Annotated in this window: 12 protein-coding genes; 11 read left to right on the forward strand and 1 reads right to left on the reverse strand. The window is 63.3% G+C overall.

All coding sequences use genetic code 11. The features are described from left to right. Positions 1-131: 131 nt before the first annotated feature. The 3 genes from RB623_RS11925 (at position 132) to RB623_RS11935 (ending at position 2,534) form a co-directional block, all read left to right on the forward strand. Entirely contained in the window at positions 132-896 is a 765-nt protein-coding gene (locus tag RB623_RS11925; protein ID WP_308057032.1) for a DeoR/GlpR family DNA-binding transcription regulator, read from the forward strand. A gap of 48 nt (positions 897-944) precedes the next feature. After that, positions 945-1,853 (forward strand): LysR substrate-binding domain-containing protein, encoded by a 909-nt coding sequence (locus tag RB623_RS11930; RefSeq protein ID WP_308057033.1) that lies wholly within the window; start codon positions 945-947, stop codon positions 1,851-1,853. A gap of 309 nt (positions 1,854-2,162) precedes the next feature. After that, entirely contained in the window at positions 2,163-2,534 is a 372-nt protein-coding gene (locus tag RB623_RS11935; RefSeq protein WP_308057034.1) for a Uma2 family endonuclease, read from the forward strand. Between the two features lie 130 nt (positions 2,535-2,664). On the opposite strand, the gene RB623_RS11940 is transcribed toward RB623_RS11935, so the two are convergent. Next, positions 2,665-3,102, reverse strand: coding sequence for a helix-turn-helix domain-containing protein (locus RB623_RS11940; protein WP_308057035.1), 438 nt, complete (start codon positions 3,100-3,102; stop codon positions 2,665-2,667). Between the two features lie 75 nt (positions 3,103-3,177). Between RB623_RS11940 and RB623_RS11945 the strand changes: the two genes are divergently transcribed. The 8 genes from RB623_RS11945 to RB623_RS11980 all read left to right on the forward strand — a co-directional run bounded on the left by RB623_RS11945 (position 3,178) and on the right by RB623_RS11980 (position 14,841). Continuing rightward, complete coding sequence (locus tag RB623_RS11945; protein WP_308057036.1) at positions 3,178-4,020, forward strand: class I SAM-dependent methyltransferase; 843 nt, start codon at positions 3,178-3,180, stop codon at positions 4,018-4,020. A gap of 143 nt (positions 4,021-4,163) precedes the next feature. Beyond that, positions 4,164-5,321, forward strand: a complete 1,158-nt coding sequence (locus RB623_RS11950; RefSeq protein WP_308057037.1) for an ABC transporter substrate-binding protein — start codon at positions 4,164-4,166, stop codon at positions 5,319-5,321. A gap of 208 nt (positions 5,322-5,529) precedes the next feature. Next, positions 5,530-6,528, forward strand: a complete 999-nt coding sequence (locus tag RB623_RS11955) for an ABC transporter ATP-binding protein (protein WP_308057038.1) — start codon at positions 5,530-5,532, stop codon at positions 6,526-6,528. A 14-nt stretch (positions 6,529-6,542) separates the two neighbouring features. Further along, positions 6,543-7,493 carry an ABC transporter permease gene (locus tag RB623_RS11960; protein ID WP_374121669.1) on the forward strand — a complete coding sequence of 317 codons (951 nt, stop codon included), beginning with the start codon at positions 6,543-6,545 and terminating at the stop codon, positions 7,491-7,493. Continuing rightward, complete coding sequence (locus tag RB623_RS11965) at positions 7,483-8,298, forward strand: ABC transporter permease (RefSeq protein ID WP_308057040.1); 816 nt, start codon at positions 7,483-7,485, stop codon at positions 8,296-8,298. Before RB623_RS11960 ends, RB623_RS11965 begins: the two co-directional genes overlap by 11 nt. Before the next feature lie 139 nt (positions 8,299-8,437). Further along, positions 8,438-9,865 (forward strand): gamma-aminobutyraldehyde dehydrogenase, encoded by a 1,428-nt coding sequence (locus tag RB623_RS11970; RefSeq protein ID WP_308057041.1) that lies wholly within the window; start codon positions 8,438-8,440, stop codon positions 9,863-9,865. A 203-nt stretch (positions 9,866-10,068) separates the two neighbouring features. Continuing rightward, a complete protein-coding gene (locus RB623_RS11975) occupies positions 10,069-12,030 on the forward strand; it encodes a calcium-binding protein (RefSeq protein WP_308057042.1) in 1,962 nt (653 codons plus the stop codon). Positions 12,031-12,882: 852 nt separating this feature from the next. Continuing rightward, a complete protein-coding gene (locus tag RB623_RS11980; protein ID WP_308057043.1) occupies positions 12,883-14,841 on the forward strand; it encodes a calcium-binding protein in 1,959 nt (652 codons plus the stop codon). Positions 14,842-14,948 lie beyond the last annotated feature (107 nt).

Consider the following 14,948-nt stretch of genomic DNA (forward strand, 5'->3'; position numbering starts at 1 on the left):
GGGCACGGCGCGGAGTCAATGAACGCTGTGGTTATTTCTGTGCTTTTGCCTGAAAATCGGCCAGGTTTGTTGTAATTTGAAGGGCAATCGCCTAATGAGCGGTCAGGAATCGTTCGCTCGGCGGGACCCATATGAACCATTCGAAACGTCACGGCGAAATCCTCCGCCTCGTGCAGGAAGCCGGCACCATCACCATCGCCGATCTCGCCGCCAAGCTCAACGTGTCGCTGGAAACCGTGCGCCGGGACGTGAAGCCGCTCACCGGCGACGGCTCGGTGCTGAAGATGCACGGCGCGATTGGCCTGCCCGCGCTGGCCGGCGAGGCGCCGTTCGAGCGCCGTATGCGCGAGAACGCCGAGGCCAAGCGGGCGATCGCCAGGGCGGTGGCCGCCACCATCCATGACGGCGATTCGGTCATGCTCGACACCGGCACGACCACCAGCTTCCTCGCCCGCGAACTGCTTACCCACCGGCGGCTGACGGTGATCACCAATTCCTCAGACATCGCCCGCACCCTGGCGACCGTCAACGGCAACAAGGTTTACATGGCCGGCGGCGAACTGCGCAGCGATTCGGGCGCAGCTTTCGGCGGTTCGGCGGTGGAATTCGTCAGCCGGTTCAGCGTCAATCACGCGGTTATCAGCATCGGTGCCGTCGATGCCGTCATGGGCCTCATGGATTACGACCTTGAGGAGGCGGAATTCGCGCGCATGGTGCTGTCGCGTGGCGCCCGCCGTGTCGTCATCACGGATCACACGAAATTCGGCCGGCAGGGGCTGGTGCAGGTCTGCGGCCTCGACGGATTCGGCGAGATCGTCACCGACCGCATTGCGCCGCGGGATATCACGCATGCGCTGGACAAGGCCGGCGCGAAACTGACCATAGCAGGAGCCTGACGCCGGATCGCGCTTCCCTTCGCGGCGGCGCGAGGGTTTATTGCCGCAATGGCCTTTACCCTTCGACAGTTGCAGTTTTTCGTCGCGGTCGCCGAGCAGGGCTCGGTGTCGCGCGCCGCGCAAAACCTTTCCATCTCGCAGTCCTCCGTCACCGAGGCGGTGAAGGAACTGGAGGGCGATCTCGGCGTCGAGCTTTTCGAGCGCCATCCGCGCGGGCTGACGATCACCCACAAGGGCCACCAGTTCCTGCGCCACGCCACCAAAATTCTCGCCGACGTGTCGGACGCCCGACGCACCTTCTCCGGGCATCAGGAGCGGGGCGGCGGACGGCTGCAGCTCGGCGTTACCTCGCTGGTGGCGGGCTACGTGCTGTCCGACCTGCTGGCGCGATACCGTCGCGCCTTTCCAGGCGTCGACATCGGCGCCATCGAGGACAACGGCGACTATCTTGAACATCTTCTGGTCGGCGGCGAACTCGACGTCGCCGTCATGGTGATCTCGAACCTGCGCGACCGCATGGCGTTGCAAGCGGAAATCCTCGAGGTGTCGCCGTACCGGCTGTGGCTGCCGCTCGGCCATCCGCTCTCCGGCGCGGAAAGCATCGGCATCAACGACATCGTCGCCGAACCGCTGATCATGCTTACCGTCGACGAGATCGAGGAGAACACCGGAAAACTGCTCGCGGCACTCGGCGCCCGCCCGCACGTCGCCTTCCGCACGCGCTCGGTGGAAGCGGTGCGCAGCCTGGTCGCCACCGGCGCCGGCATCGCGCTTTTGCCTGATCTCGTCTACCGGCCCTGGTCGCTGGAGGGCGACCGAATCGAGTCACGCGACGTTTCCGGCGCACTGCCGGTCGTCCAGGTTGGCATGGTGTGGCGGCGCGGATCGGGCCTGACTCAGGCCGCCCGTGACTTCATCGGCGTGGCGCAGGGCCAGCGGCCAATCCGGCAGCGGTGACGGTCGCTTTCTGCCCGAATTGGTTGTCGCGAGGCAATGCCGAGCTTTTGCGTGTCTTCGCGGTCGATGCTATCCTGACGTCATGAACCAGCAGTTCCGATCCTCCGGGCTGTCGCCCACCACCCAGGCCGCCGAGGGGTTGATGCGGCGTCGCTGGACCGTGGCCGAGATCGAGGCGATGGTGCAGGCGGGAATCATCGATGAGCATGAGCGATTCGAGCTGATCGGTGGGGAGATCGTGCCGATGAATGCCAAGGGCATCCGCCACGAGGTTCTGAAGAACGCGCTCAAATTCATTTCGCCAGGACCGTGCCGGATGAGGTCCGTTTCGCAGTCGAGACGACTTTCCGGCTCGACGAAGACAGCTTCGTGGAGCCGGATTTCATTTTCTTCCGCAAGGCAGACGGCTTGGCCAATCTCAATCCCCGCACTGCGCTTCTCGCCGTCGAGGTCGCCGATTCCAGCCTGAAGTGGGATCTCGGACGCAAGGCGCGGATCTATGCGAATTTCGGCATCCCGGAATTGTGGGTGATCGAGGCGGTGGATCGCGTCACCCACGTGCATGCGCGACCCGGTCTCGAAGGTTACGGCGAGATCAGCCGGATCGAGGGAAATGCACCCCTTGTGTCGACCTCGGTCGTTGGACTTACGGTCACGCTTTCCGAACTCGAGGATATCTGACCCTCCGCTGACGTGTGCGCCTTCGCATCCAATCGCCGTCGCAAATATTGATTATCGAAGGCCGGCTTCGGATATCGACGAGGCAACAACGCAGGACCGACGGGGGCCGGAACGCCTGGTTGTTCGGTACTCACATGACCCGTTCCGCCCTAAAAATCTGCTTCGGCGGTTCGAAAGCGCCGGCGCCGGCAAGACGCACGGCGCGTCGGAAGGTTGGACACTCCATCGGGTGCGGCGCCGGGCAGGCGGCCGCGTGGCGCAGGCCCTCGCGCATTGCGGTCAGCCGCTGGATGGTGCGGTCGAGTTCATCGGCCTTGGCGCGCAGCCTGGCCCGGTCAATCTGAGGCCGGCCGTTGGGCGGCAGCATCTCGGTGATCTCGCCAAGTGAGAACCCGGCCGCGCGGCCAAGCGCGATCAGCGCCAGGCGCTCGAAGATCTCGGGGTCGAACAGCCGCTTGAGACCGCGCCGCCCGACCGAGGCGACAAGGCCCTTTTCCTCGTAGAAGCGCAGCGTCGATGCCGGGACGCCGGAACCGCGCGCGACCGCGACAATGTCCAGATCTTTCACTCTTGACCTCAAGTTCACTTGAACTCGTAAACTGCCTCAATCCGTCAATACAATCAACTCCGAAGGACAACCCCGATGTCGGATGTTTCGCCCAATCGCGATCAGATGGAACTCTGGAACAAAGCCAGCGGCGAAGCCTGGGTCGACATGCAGGTTTTGCTCGACCGTATGTTGGAGCCGTTCGGGCGACTCGTGGTCGATGCCGGTTATCCGGGCGAGGGCGGCCAGGCTCTCGACATCGGCTGCGGCTGCGGCGCGACCACCCTGGCGATGGCGCGACGCGTCGGCGCGGGTGGCCGCTGCGTCGGGCTGGATATCTCCCGCCCGCTGATCGCGGCCGCGAGGAGGCGCGCAGTTGCCGAAGGCATAGAAAATGCAAGCTTTGTCGAGGGCGATGCGCAGACTTATGCTCTCGACCAGGGGCGGTACGACGCCGTCATCTCGCGCTTCGGTGTCATGTTCTTCGACGATCCTGTGGCAGCGTTCGCCAATATCCGCCGGGGAGTGCGGCCAGGTGCGAAGCTGACGTTCGCTGCCTGGCGCAGTCCGGCCGAGAATGAGTTCATGACGACGGCTGTTCGTGCTGCCGCGCCGCTCCTGCCGCCGATGCCCACGCCGAACTCGGACGCGCCCGGGCAGTTCGCTTTCGCCGACGGCTCCCGAGTGACTTCAATTCTGGAGGCGAGCGGCTGGTCGAAGGTCCAGCTCCACCAGGCGGACGTGCCATGCCGGATGAGCGAAGCCGACCTCATGACCTATGCGACCCGGCTCGGGCCGGTAGGCGCTGCCTTGAGGGAACTCGATCGGAACACGGCGGAAAAGGTGATCGAGGCCTTGCACCCGGCATTCGCACCTTTTGTCGAGGCCGGCTATGCGCAGTTCACCGCCGCTTGCTGGCTGGCCGAGGCGTGGGCGTAGAAGCGCATTTGTCGCGACGTATCGGAAAAACCGATACCGTCGTTCTGACAAATAAAATTGCGAAAGCAGTGAAATCGCGTCACGTTGCATTCAGGGATTGAAGTCGCCGTTCATGAGCGACGCCCTCGAATGGGAGACGTGAGATGAAAGCTTTCCTGAAATCCTGCACGGCGCTTGCCGTGGCGCTTTCCATGTCTGGCCAAGCCATGGCGCAGTTGAAGGAGGTTGGCGCCGGCGAGGGCCAGGTCAACATCATCGCTTGGGCCGGCTACATCGAGCGCGGTGAGACGGACAAGAACTTCGACTGGGTCACCAAGTTTGAGAAGGACACCGGCTGCAAGGTCAACGTCAAGACGGCCGCCACCTCCGACGAGATGGTCGCTCTGATGAACGAAGGCGGGTTCGATCTTGTCACCGCCTCGGGCGATGCCTCGCTGCGCCTGATCGCCGGCAAGCGCGTCCAACCGATCAACATCGACCTCGTCAAGAGCTGGTCGACCATCGACGACCGCCTCAAGGACGCGCCCTGGCACACGGTAGACGGCGTCCACTACGGCGTGCCCTATATGTGGGGGCCGAACGTCCTGATGTACAACACCAATGTCATAAAGACCCCGCCGACCTCCTGGAAAGTCGTGTTCGAGGAGATGAACCTTGACGACGGCAAGTCCAACAAGGGCCGCGTCCAGGCCTATGACGGCCCGATCCATGTCGCCGACGCCGCGCTCTACCTGATGGCGCACAAGCCCGATCTCGGCATCAAGGATCCCTACCAGCTCACCGAGGACCAGTACAAAGCCGCGCTCGACCTGCTTCGCCAGCAGCGCACGCTGGTCGGCCGCTACTGGCACGACGCCTTCATTCAGATCGACGACTTCAAGAACGAAGGCGTGGTCGCTTCCGGCTCATGGCCGTTCCAGGTCAATCTGCTCAAGGGCGAGAACCAGCCGGTCGCGTCGGTCTTCCCCGAGGAAGGCGTCACGGGGTGGGCCGACACCACCATGATGCATGTCGATTCAGCCAATCCGAACTGCTCCTATATGTGGTTCGAGCACCAGCTCTCCTCCAACCTGCAGAGCGACCTGTCGGTCTGGTTCGGTGCGAATCCGTCTGTGCCGGCAGCTTGCACCGACAAGCGCGGCATGCAGACGGCGGAGGGCTGCACCACAAACGGCCTCGACAATTTCGAGAAGGTGAAGTTCTGGACGACGCCGACCTCGAAATGCGCCAGCCAGAACGGTGCCTGCGTACCTTATTATCGGTGGGTGTCGGATTACATCGGCGTGATCGGCGGGCGGTGATACGTCCGTAGTTCGCTGGGGCCCCTCACCTGGCCGCTTCGCGGCCACCCTCTCCCCGCACGAGGGAGAGGGTGAGTGCGGTTCCGACGCTGGTTCGAGATGATGCTCAATGCTGAGCTATGAAGGCATGGCTCCCTCCTCTCCCCCCAGCAGGGAGAGGGTGGCCGCGAAGCGGCCGGGTGAGGGGGCTCACAATTCGGCAACGCCCATGACCCCAGCCGTCTCCTTCGAAAAAGTCTCCCGCCACTTCGGCAGCGTGCGCGCCGTCGACGCGGTCGATCTGGAGATCGTGGCCGGCGAGTTTTTCGCAATGCTTGGCCCGTCGGGTTCCGGCAAGACGACCTGCCTCAGACTGATCGCCGGCTTCGAGCAGCCGACGGCGGGCGTGATCAAGATATTCGGCGAGCGAGCAGACGGCGTCCCGCCCTATCGGCGCAACGTGAACACCGTCTTCCAGGACTATGCGCTGTTCCCGCACCTCAACGTCCTCGACAACGTCGCCTACGGGCTGATGGTCAAAGGCGTTGCGAAGCCCGAACGCCACAAGGCGGCCGAGGAGGCGCTGTCGCTGGTGCGCCTGCCCGGCTACGGCGCGCGGAAACCCGGCCAGCTTTCCGGCGGCCAGCGCCAGCGCGTCGCGCTGGCGCGTGCGCTTGTCAACCGGCCGAAAGTGCTGTTGCTCGACGAACCGCTCGGCGCGCTCGATCTGAAGCTGCGCGAGAACATGCAGGAGGAACTGAAGTCGCTGCAGAAGGCGCTGGGCATCACTTTCGTCTTCGTCACCCATGACCAGGGCGAGGCGCTGTCCATGGCCGACCGGGTCGCGGTCTTCAACGACGGCCGCATCATGCAGATCGGCGCGCCGCAGGACATCTACCAGCGGCCGCGCTCGCGTTTCGTTGCCGATTTTGTCGGATCCTCCAACGTGCTGCCGCCGGATTTCGTGCGGCGCTGGTCAGGGCAGCACCGCTGGGCCAGCCTGCGGCCGGAGCAGATCCGGGTCCAAGGTGGTGCCGATGGCGACGGCATTCCGGCGCGGGTCACGGCGATGAACTATCTCGGCTCGGCGACGAGGCTGGCGCTGGACGTAGGTGACCTGCGCCTCCATGCGACGGTCCCCGCCGGCACGGCGCTGCCGGAGACCGGCGACGCGGTGATGCTGACCTTCAATCGCGAGCACCTGCACCTGATGGACGAGCCGGCATGAACGCCGAGGCCGTCATGCCCTCGGTTCCGGCGCCGGCTATCCTTCCGCCCAGGGGCGGCGCGGTCGGCCTGCTGTCGGATACATTGTGGCGCAACCCACGCTTCCTGCTGATGCTGATGCTGGCCCCGCCGGTGCTCTGGCTGGGCATCGTCTATCTCGGCGCCCTTTTCGCGCTCTTGCTGCAGAGTTTCTTCTCGATCGACGAATTCTCCGGGCTGATCAACCGGGAATTCACGCTGAAGACCTATGGCGAACTGCTGCTGCCGTCCAATCTCGACATTATCCTGCGCACCGTCGCAATGGCGGCGGTGGTCACGCTGGCATCGGCGGTCATTGCCTTCCCAATCGCCTACTACGCAGCGCGCTACGCCCGCGGCGCACGGAAGGCGCTGTTTTACCTCGGCATCATGCTGCCTTTGTGGTCGAGTTATCTGGTCAAAGTCTACGCCTGGAAGCTGATCCTCGCCAAGGAAGGCATTTTGGGCTGGCTGCTCGCCAAGCTGCATCTCACCTGGCTGCTCGACGCCTGGCTGGCGCTGCCGGTGGTCGGCGGCAACTCGCTGTCGGTGAGCTGGACCGGCACCTTCATCGTCTTCGTCTATGTCTGGCTGCCCTTCATGATCCTGCCGGTGCAGGCGGCGCTGGAACGCGTGCCGGCAAACCTCACCGAGGCGTCGTCCGATCTCGGCGCCTCGCCCGGCCAGACATTCCGCAACGTGATTTTCCCGCTGGCGCTGCCTGGCATCGTCGCTGGCTCGATCTTCACCTTCTCGCTGACGCTCGGCGACTACATCATCCCGCAGATCATCGGCACGTCGCGGCTGTTCATCGGCCAAGCCGTCTACGCACACCAAGGCACGGCCGGCAACATACCGCTCGCCGCCGCCTTCACGGTGGTGCCGGTCGTCATCATGGGCCTCTATCTGTGGGGCGCCAAGCGTATGGGGGCGTTCGATGCGCTCTGACCGTGGCCATTCGGCTCCACTGACGCTGAAGATCGCCGCCGCGGCGGGGCTGCTGTTCCTGCACCTGCCGATCCTGCTCATCTTCGTCTACGCCTTTACCACCGAAGAGAAGAGTTACCAGTGGCCGCCACCGGGCTTCACGACGCAATGGTTCGCCGTCACCTGGAACCGGCCGGACGTGTGGGAAGCGCTGTGGCTCTCGGTAAAGGTCGCTGCGATCTCTACGGCGATCGCCATTGTGCTGGGCACGCTCTGCGCTGCGGCCGTCAGCCGGACGAAATTTTTCGGCCGTGAGGCGATCTCGCTGCTGGTCATCCTGCCGATCGCGCTGCCCGGCATCATCACCGGCATCTCGCTGCGTTCGGCCTTCAGCCTGATGGAGATACCGTTCTCCACCTGGACCATCGTGCTGGGCCACGCCACCTTCTGCGTGGTCGTCGTCTACAACAACGCCGTCGCCCGTTTCCGCCGCACCTCCGGTTCGATGATCGAGGCTTCGATGGATCTCGGCGCCGACGGCTTCCAGACGTTCCGCTATGTGGTGTTGCCGAACATCGGCACGGCGCTGCTCGCCGGTGGCATGCTGGCCTTCGCGCTCAGCTTCGACGAGGTCATCGTCACCACCTTCACTGCCGGTCAGCAGCAGACGCTGCCGATCTGGATGCTGGAGGAGCTGGTGCGCCCGCGCCAGCGGCCGGTGACCAATGTGGTCGCCATGGTTGTCGTGCTGGTGACGGCGCTGCCCATCCTGCTTGCCTATTACCTCACCCGCGAGGGCGACCAGATTGCCGGGGCGGGGAAATGAAAGAGAGCGAATAGCGAATAGGGAGTAGCGAGTAGGGAAGAAAATTATTGGCGCCAGCCAGCGCAGAAAAGTGCGCTCCGCTATTCGCTATTCGCTACTCCCTATTCGCTATTCGCTCAGCACAAAGGGAGACACATCCATGCTGACCGACATGCTGATCGGAGCACGTTTCGAAAGAGGCACCGAGACTGAGGAGCCGATCCTCAACCCGCGCACCGGCGAAACGGTGCTTAACCTGCCCGAAGCGAGCCAGTCGCAGATCGACGCGGCGGTCGCCGCGGCTGAGAAGGCGTTCGCCACCTGGTCGCGCACCACTCCGGCCCAGCGCTCCGGCTATCTCCTGAAGATCGCCGAGCGCATCGAGGCCGAGGCCGAGGAATTCGCAAAACTGGAAGCGCTGAACTGCGGCAAGCCGATCAATGCGGTGTTGAACGACGAGGTCCCGGCGATCGTCGATTGCTACCGCTTCTTCGCCGGTGCGGTGCGCACCATGCCGGGGGTCGTGGCGGGCGAGTATCTGCCGGGTTTCACCTCGATGATCCGGCGCGACCCGATCGGCATCGTCGCCTCCATCGCCCCGTGGAACTACCCGCTGATGATGATGGCCTGGAAGCTGGCGCCGGCCATCGGCGGCGGCAACACGGTGGTGTTCAAGCCGTCCGAGCAGACGCCGCTGACGGCGCTGAAGCTGGCAAAAATCCTTGCGGATGTGCTGCCGGAAGGCGTGGTCAATGTCGTGCTTGGTCGTGGCGAGAGCGTCGGCAACGCGCTGATCAACCACCCCAAGGTCAACATGATCTCGATCACCGGCGACGTCGCCACTGGCAAGAAGGTGTTGCAGGCCGCGGCGAAATCGGTCAAGCGCACGCATCTGGAACTCGGCGGCAAGGCGCCGGTCATCGTCTTCGACGACGCCGATATTGACTCGGTCGTGGCCGGCCTGCGCGCTTTCGGCTACTACAATGCCGGGCAGGACTGCACCGCAGCCTGCCGCATCTATGCCGGCGGAAAAGTCTACGAGAAGCTGGTCGCAGACCTCTCGTCCGCCGTTTCGACGATCCGGTACAACCAGTCCGACGACACCGAGAACGAGATCGGCCCGCTGATTTCCAGACGCCAGCGCGACCGCGTTGCCTCCTTCGTCGAGCGGGCCTCCGAACTCAAGCACATCGACATCACCACCGGCGGCAGGCCGGGCGACGGCGGCGGCTTTTACTATCAGCCGACCGTGGTCGCCGGTGCGCTGCAGGAGGACGAGATCGTGCGCCGCGAGGTGTTCGGCCCTGTCGTCTCGGTCACCCGCTTCTCCGACGTCGACGAAGCGGTCGCCTGGGCCAACGACAGCGACTACGGTCTTGCCTCTTCGGTGTGGACGAAGGACGTGTCGCGCGCCATGGCGACGGCGGCGCGCCTGCAATATGGCTGCACCTGGATCAACACCCATTTCATGCTGACCAACGAGATGCCGCATGGCGGCGTAAAGCAGTCCGGCTACGGCAAGGATATGTCGCTCTACGCGCTGGAGGATTATACCGCCGTCCGCCACGTCATGGTCGCCCATGGATAGCGCCGTCAGTCGGGCTGCTGCGTTGCATGTCCGTTGCCATTTCCCATGCTGGCGCGCCGGAGCCGATGTAACAGCCGCGTAACAGGCGGCCTCCGACGGATACATTCGTCCCATCGCCGGCGGCATGAGCCGGACGGGATCGGCCCCTATTCCTCTAGCCCCTGGTTCGGCTCATCCGAATCGGCAAGTAAAGAGGAACGGGAATGCCGACTTACACAGGCAATAATTCCGACAATGTCATTGTTGGTTCTGGAATAGGCGACTCCATATACGGATATGGCGGCGCGGATAATCTGAAGGGTGGCGACGGAAACGACTACATCTACGGCGGGTACAGCAACAGTACCGTCGACAGCGGCAACGATACGCTGGACGGCGGCGACGGCGACGACTACCTCTATGGCGAGGAAGGCAACGACGTGCTCCTCGGCGGCGACGGCGACGACGCCCTCTACGGCGAGGATGGCAACGACCAACTGAACGGCGGCACAGGCGCCGACTACCTCTACAGCGGCAACGGCACCGATAAGCTGATCGGCGGCAGCGGCGATGATCGGTTCTATCTCGGACTCGGCCGCAAGATCGTCGATGGCGGCACCGGCTTCGACGTGCTCGACTTCGACCGCTCCACCAGCGCCACGGCGCATGTCTTCGCGCTCAACGGAGCGAGCAATGACAACTCCAGCACGACCGGCATAGAGGAGATGATCTACCGCGCCGGTTCGGCGGGCGACACGATTTCGGGCGCCGATGGCGATGACGTCATCTATGGCAACGACGGCAACGATACGCTGAGGGGCAATGGCGGCGAAGACGACCTGTTAGGCGGGGCCGGCACCGACAAACTGTATGGTGGGGCCAGCCGCGACAGCCTCTATGGTGGGGCGGAGGCCGACACGCTCTACGGCGACGACGGCAACGACACGCTTTATGGCGGTTTCGGCAATGCGACCGCCGACAACAGCAACGACCGCATCTTTGGCGGCGAGGGCGATGATTACATCTACGGCGAGGAAGGCAACGACACGCTCGATGGCGGCGGCGGCAACGACACCATTTTTGGCGAGATCGGCAACGATACGCTCTACGGCGGCAACGGAAATGACTACATCTACGCCGATCTCGGCGAGGATTTTATCAATGCCGGCGAGGGTGACGACCGCATCTATGCCACCCATGGCAAGAAGACCATCGATGGCGGCACCGGCTTCGATTATCTCGAAATAGACCGCTCCGGCCAGTCCGACGCCCAGGTGTTCAGGCTGAACGGCGCCGCTGGCACGGACGGCTCGACGGCGATTGGCATCGAGCAGATGCTCTACAAGGCCGGCGCCGGCGACGACCGCATTTCCGGCGGCTCGGGCGTCGACACCGTCCACGGCGGCGCTGGTAACGACCAACTGGCCGGCTACGACGGCAACGACACGCTGCGCGGCGACGCCGGCATCGACAAGCTGAACGGCGGTGAGGGCAACGACTATCTCTACGGCGACGGCGATGCAGACACCCTCATTGGCGGCGAAGGCAACGACGTGCTCTATGGCGGCTTTGGCAGTTCTACCGCCGAACTGAGCAACGATACGCTCTACGGGCTGGAGGGCAACGACTACCTCTACGGCGAGGAAGGCAACGACACGCTCGACGGCGGCAGCGGCAATGACAGTCTCTCCGGAGAGAGCGGCGCCGACAAGCTGGCCGGCGGCAACGGCGCCGATACGCTTATTGGCGGCGCCGACAACGACATCCTTCAGGGCGGCAACGGCAACGACACGCTGAAGGGCGACGAGGGCGTCGACACGCTCTATGGTGGGCTGGGCAACGACACGCTGACCGGCGGCGCCGATATCGACCGCTTCATCTTCAACACCGCGCTCGACGCCATCGCCAATGTCGACACCATTGCCGACTTCACGGTTGCCCAGGATCAGATCAGGCTGGAGAACGCGATCTTCACCGCATTGACCGCGACCGGGACGCTCGCCGCCTCGGCCTTCGCAGCCAATGCCTTGGGCGCAGCCGCCGATGCCAGCGACCGCATCATCTACGAGACCGATACGGGAAAACTCTTCTACGATGCCGATGGCAATGGCGCTGGCGTTGCCATCCTTTTCGCCACCCTCGATCCGGGTCTGGCACTCACCAACGCCAATTTCCTTATCTACTGACCGTTTCGCCGGGAGATGGCGGCGTGCCGTCTAACCGGCGGCGTGTGTGGATAGTTCGCAACGTGCATCCGGCAGGACCGGATGCGCGTTGTTTGACTGCGTTCGGTCCGGCAGGATGTTCCGCCGGGCACGCCATGCGACTGATAGTTTGCGTGAAAACAACTGCTCGTACAGGTCCGACGGCGCAAGTCCCGCGCTCGTGGCGCCCCTTGAATTGATCTTGAAATTGATTTTCTTGCCGGCCGGCCGCATCTGCGGCATAATCGGTTTGCTCAGAAGTACGTGGGCCTCCACGGAGGCAGTTCATCCGGCCTGAGCTCCGGACGCGTGGCTGGTCGCCGCGTGTGTGGTGCTCAAATATTGGCTGGACGATGAAAAACCATCGCCAACAACAACTAAAATTCTGTCAGCGGGCATCGCAACAGCGAGCCTGGCTTTTCGCATGCGTGTCATCGATGTCACCGTTAGGGGCGGGCGCGTCGCACCTCGGCATGAATGCTCCATCCTGGAAAAAGGGGCCGGCGTTTATGGAATCGAGGAGATGAAGCAATGCTCGACAATGTGGGAAACAACGACGGAAGTGCTGCCGTCAAAGTCCCAGCCAACCCCGGCGGCCACGTGGCGGTGTCGATCGCCGTTGGCGTGAAAGCAATAATGCAGACTGACGGAGTTCTCTATCGGAGACTCCAGTCGTGTCCGATCTAACGGACAGTTCACGCATGGCAACTTAGCAAATAGAAGCCCGTCAGTTCGCTTGGAATACTCCATGCGGATTGGCGTACCATATCTGCGCTGCTCCAGCTCGGTTAGAAGATCCGGGTGGAAGCGCTGTCTCGTGGAAAGGATTCAAACATGCCCACTTTCAACGGAAATGATAGCCCGAACACGATCAATGGCTCGGCCGTCGGCGACTACATCTACGGACAAGGAGGCGCCGACAAACTGAACGGCCTGGATGGCGACGACGTCATCTATGGTGGCTATGGCAACGCGACCGTCGAGGCGAGCAACGACACGTTAGACGGCGGCGACGGCAATGACTATCTCTACGGTGAGGAGGGAAACGATACGATCCTCGGGGGAGACGGCGATGACACGCTATACGGCGAGGATGGAAACGATAATCTGAATGGCGGCGCCGGAGCGGACTACCTCTATGGTGGTATAGGCACCAATATCCTGACCGGTGGCGCCGACGCGGATCAGATTTTCATTGTCGTCGGCAAGAACACGGTCGACGGCGGGACTGGTTTCGACACGCTCAATGTCGATCGCACCGGCAACGCCTCTGCCTATACTTTCGTGCTCAACGGAACCAGCAGCGACGGGACGACCTCAAAGGGCATCGAGAGGCTTGTTTTTGTCGGCGGCAGCGGCAACGACACCGTGACCGCCGGCGCGGGCGACGACAATCTGAGCGGAAACGAAGGCGACGATCTCCTGAAGGGTGGGGAAGGCGCCGACAGCCTGCAGGGCAACCTCGGGGCCGACAAGCTCTATGGTGGCGAGAGCAACGACTATGCCTATGGCGGCGCCGACGTCGACTATCTCTACGGCGAGGACGGCAACGACGTCCTTTATGGCGGCTTCGGAAACTCCACCGTCGAAACGAGCAACGATCGGATCTATGGCGGGGAGGGAAACGACTACCTCTACGGTGAAGAGGGCAACGATCGTCTCGACGGCGGCGGCGGCGATGACCAGTTGTACGGCGAAACCGGCAACGACAACATGACCGGCGGGTCGGGCAACGACTATGTCTATGGCGACATCGGCACCGACATCCTGGACGGCGGAAGCGGAGACGACCGCATCTATGGGACGCTCGGCGTCAAGACAATCGACGGCGGCACCGGCTTCGATTTCCTCGATCTCGACCGCAGCAGCACCTCCACCGCGCAGGTGTTCCGGCTCAACGGCGCGGCCGGGAGCGACGGCACGACGGCCCTGAACATAGAGCAGATGACCTACCGGGCCGGCGCCGGCGCCGACAAGATCTACGGCGGCGACGGTGTCGATGTCGTCTACGGAAGCGCCGGCAACGACTATCTCATAGGCTATGAAGGAAACGATACGCTCTATGGCGAGGTCGGCGCCGACTTCATGAACGGCGGCGAAGGCGGAGATTATATCTATGGGGGTTCCGAAGTGGACGAACTCGTCGGTGGCGGCGGCAACGACGTGCTCCATGGTGGCTATGGCAATTCGACCGTAGAGCTGAGCATTGACACCCTGAGGGGAGGCAGCGGCAACGACTATCTTTATGGCGAGGAGGGTAACGACGTCCTGGACGGAGAAAGTGGAAACGACGTCCTCTATGGCGAGACCGGCGCCGACAACATCAAGGGCGGCGGCGGCAACGACACTCTCTACGGCGGTACCGAGAACGACGTTCTCGACGGTGGCGCCGGCAATGACAATGTCCAGGGTGAAGATGGAATAGATTCGATCTACGGCGGCAACGGCAACGACGCGCTGACCGGCGGCGCTGGCGCCGATCGCTACTATTTCAATACCGCGTTGCATGCCGAGGCCAATGTCGACACCATCAGCGGTTTCGTGGTGAACGAGGACGAGATTCGCCTCAGTGATGCAATCTTCACCGCGCTTGCGACCGGCGCGCTGACGGCGGCGGCCTTCCGGGCCAACACCACCGGACTGGCAGGCGACGCCAGCGACCGCATCATCTACGAGACGGACACCGGCAGGCTGCTCTACGATGCGGACGGGACGGGCGCCGCCGCCGGCGTGCAATTCGCGACGCTTGCCACGGGACTTGCACTGACCAACAACGATTTCCTGGTCTACTGAAGCATGGCGGCCGGCGCTTTGGCGCCGGCCGCTACCTCCTCGCACCGCCTCGCCCTGCAAGGCTGATCGCGTTGCCGCAGCGGTTTCCTGCAGCCTCCCATAAAACT

Origin of the sequence: Mesorhizobium sp. LHD-90 (assembly GCF_030929505.1) — a bacterium.
In the GTDB taxonomy this organism is placed as follows: domain Bacteria; phylum Pseudomonadota; class Alphaproteobacteria; order Rhizobiales; family Rhizobiaceae; genus Kumtagia.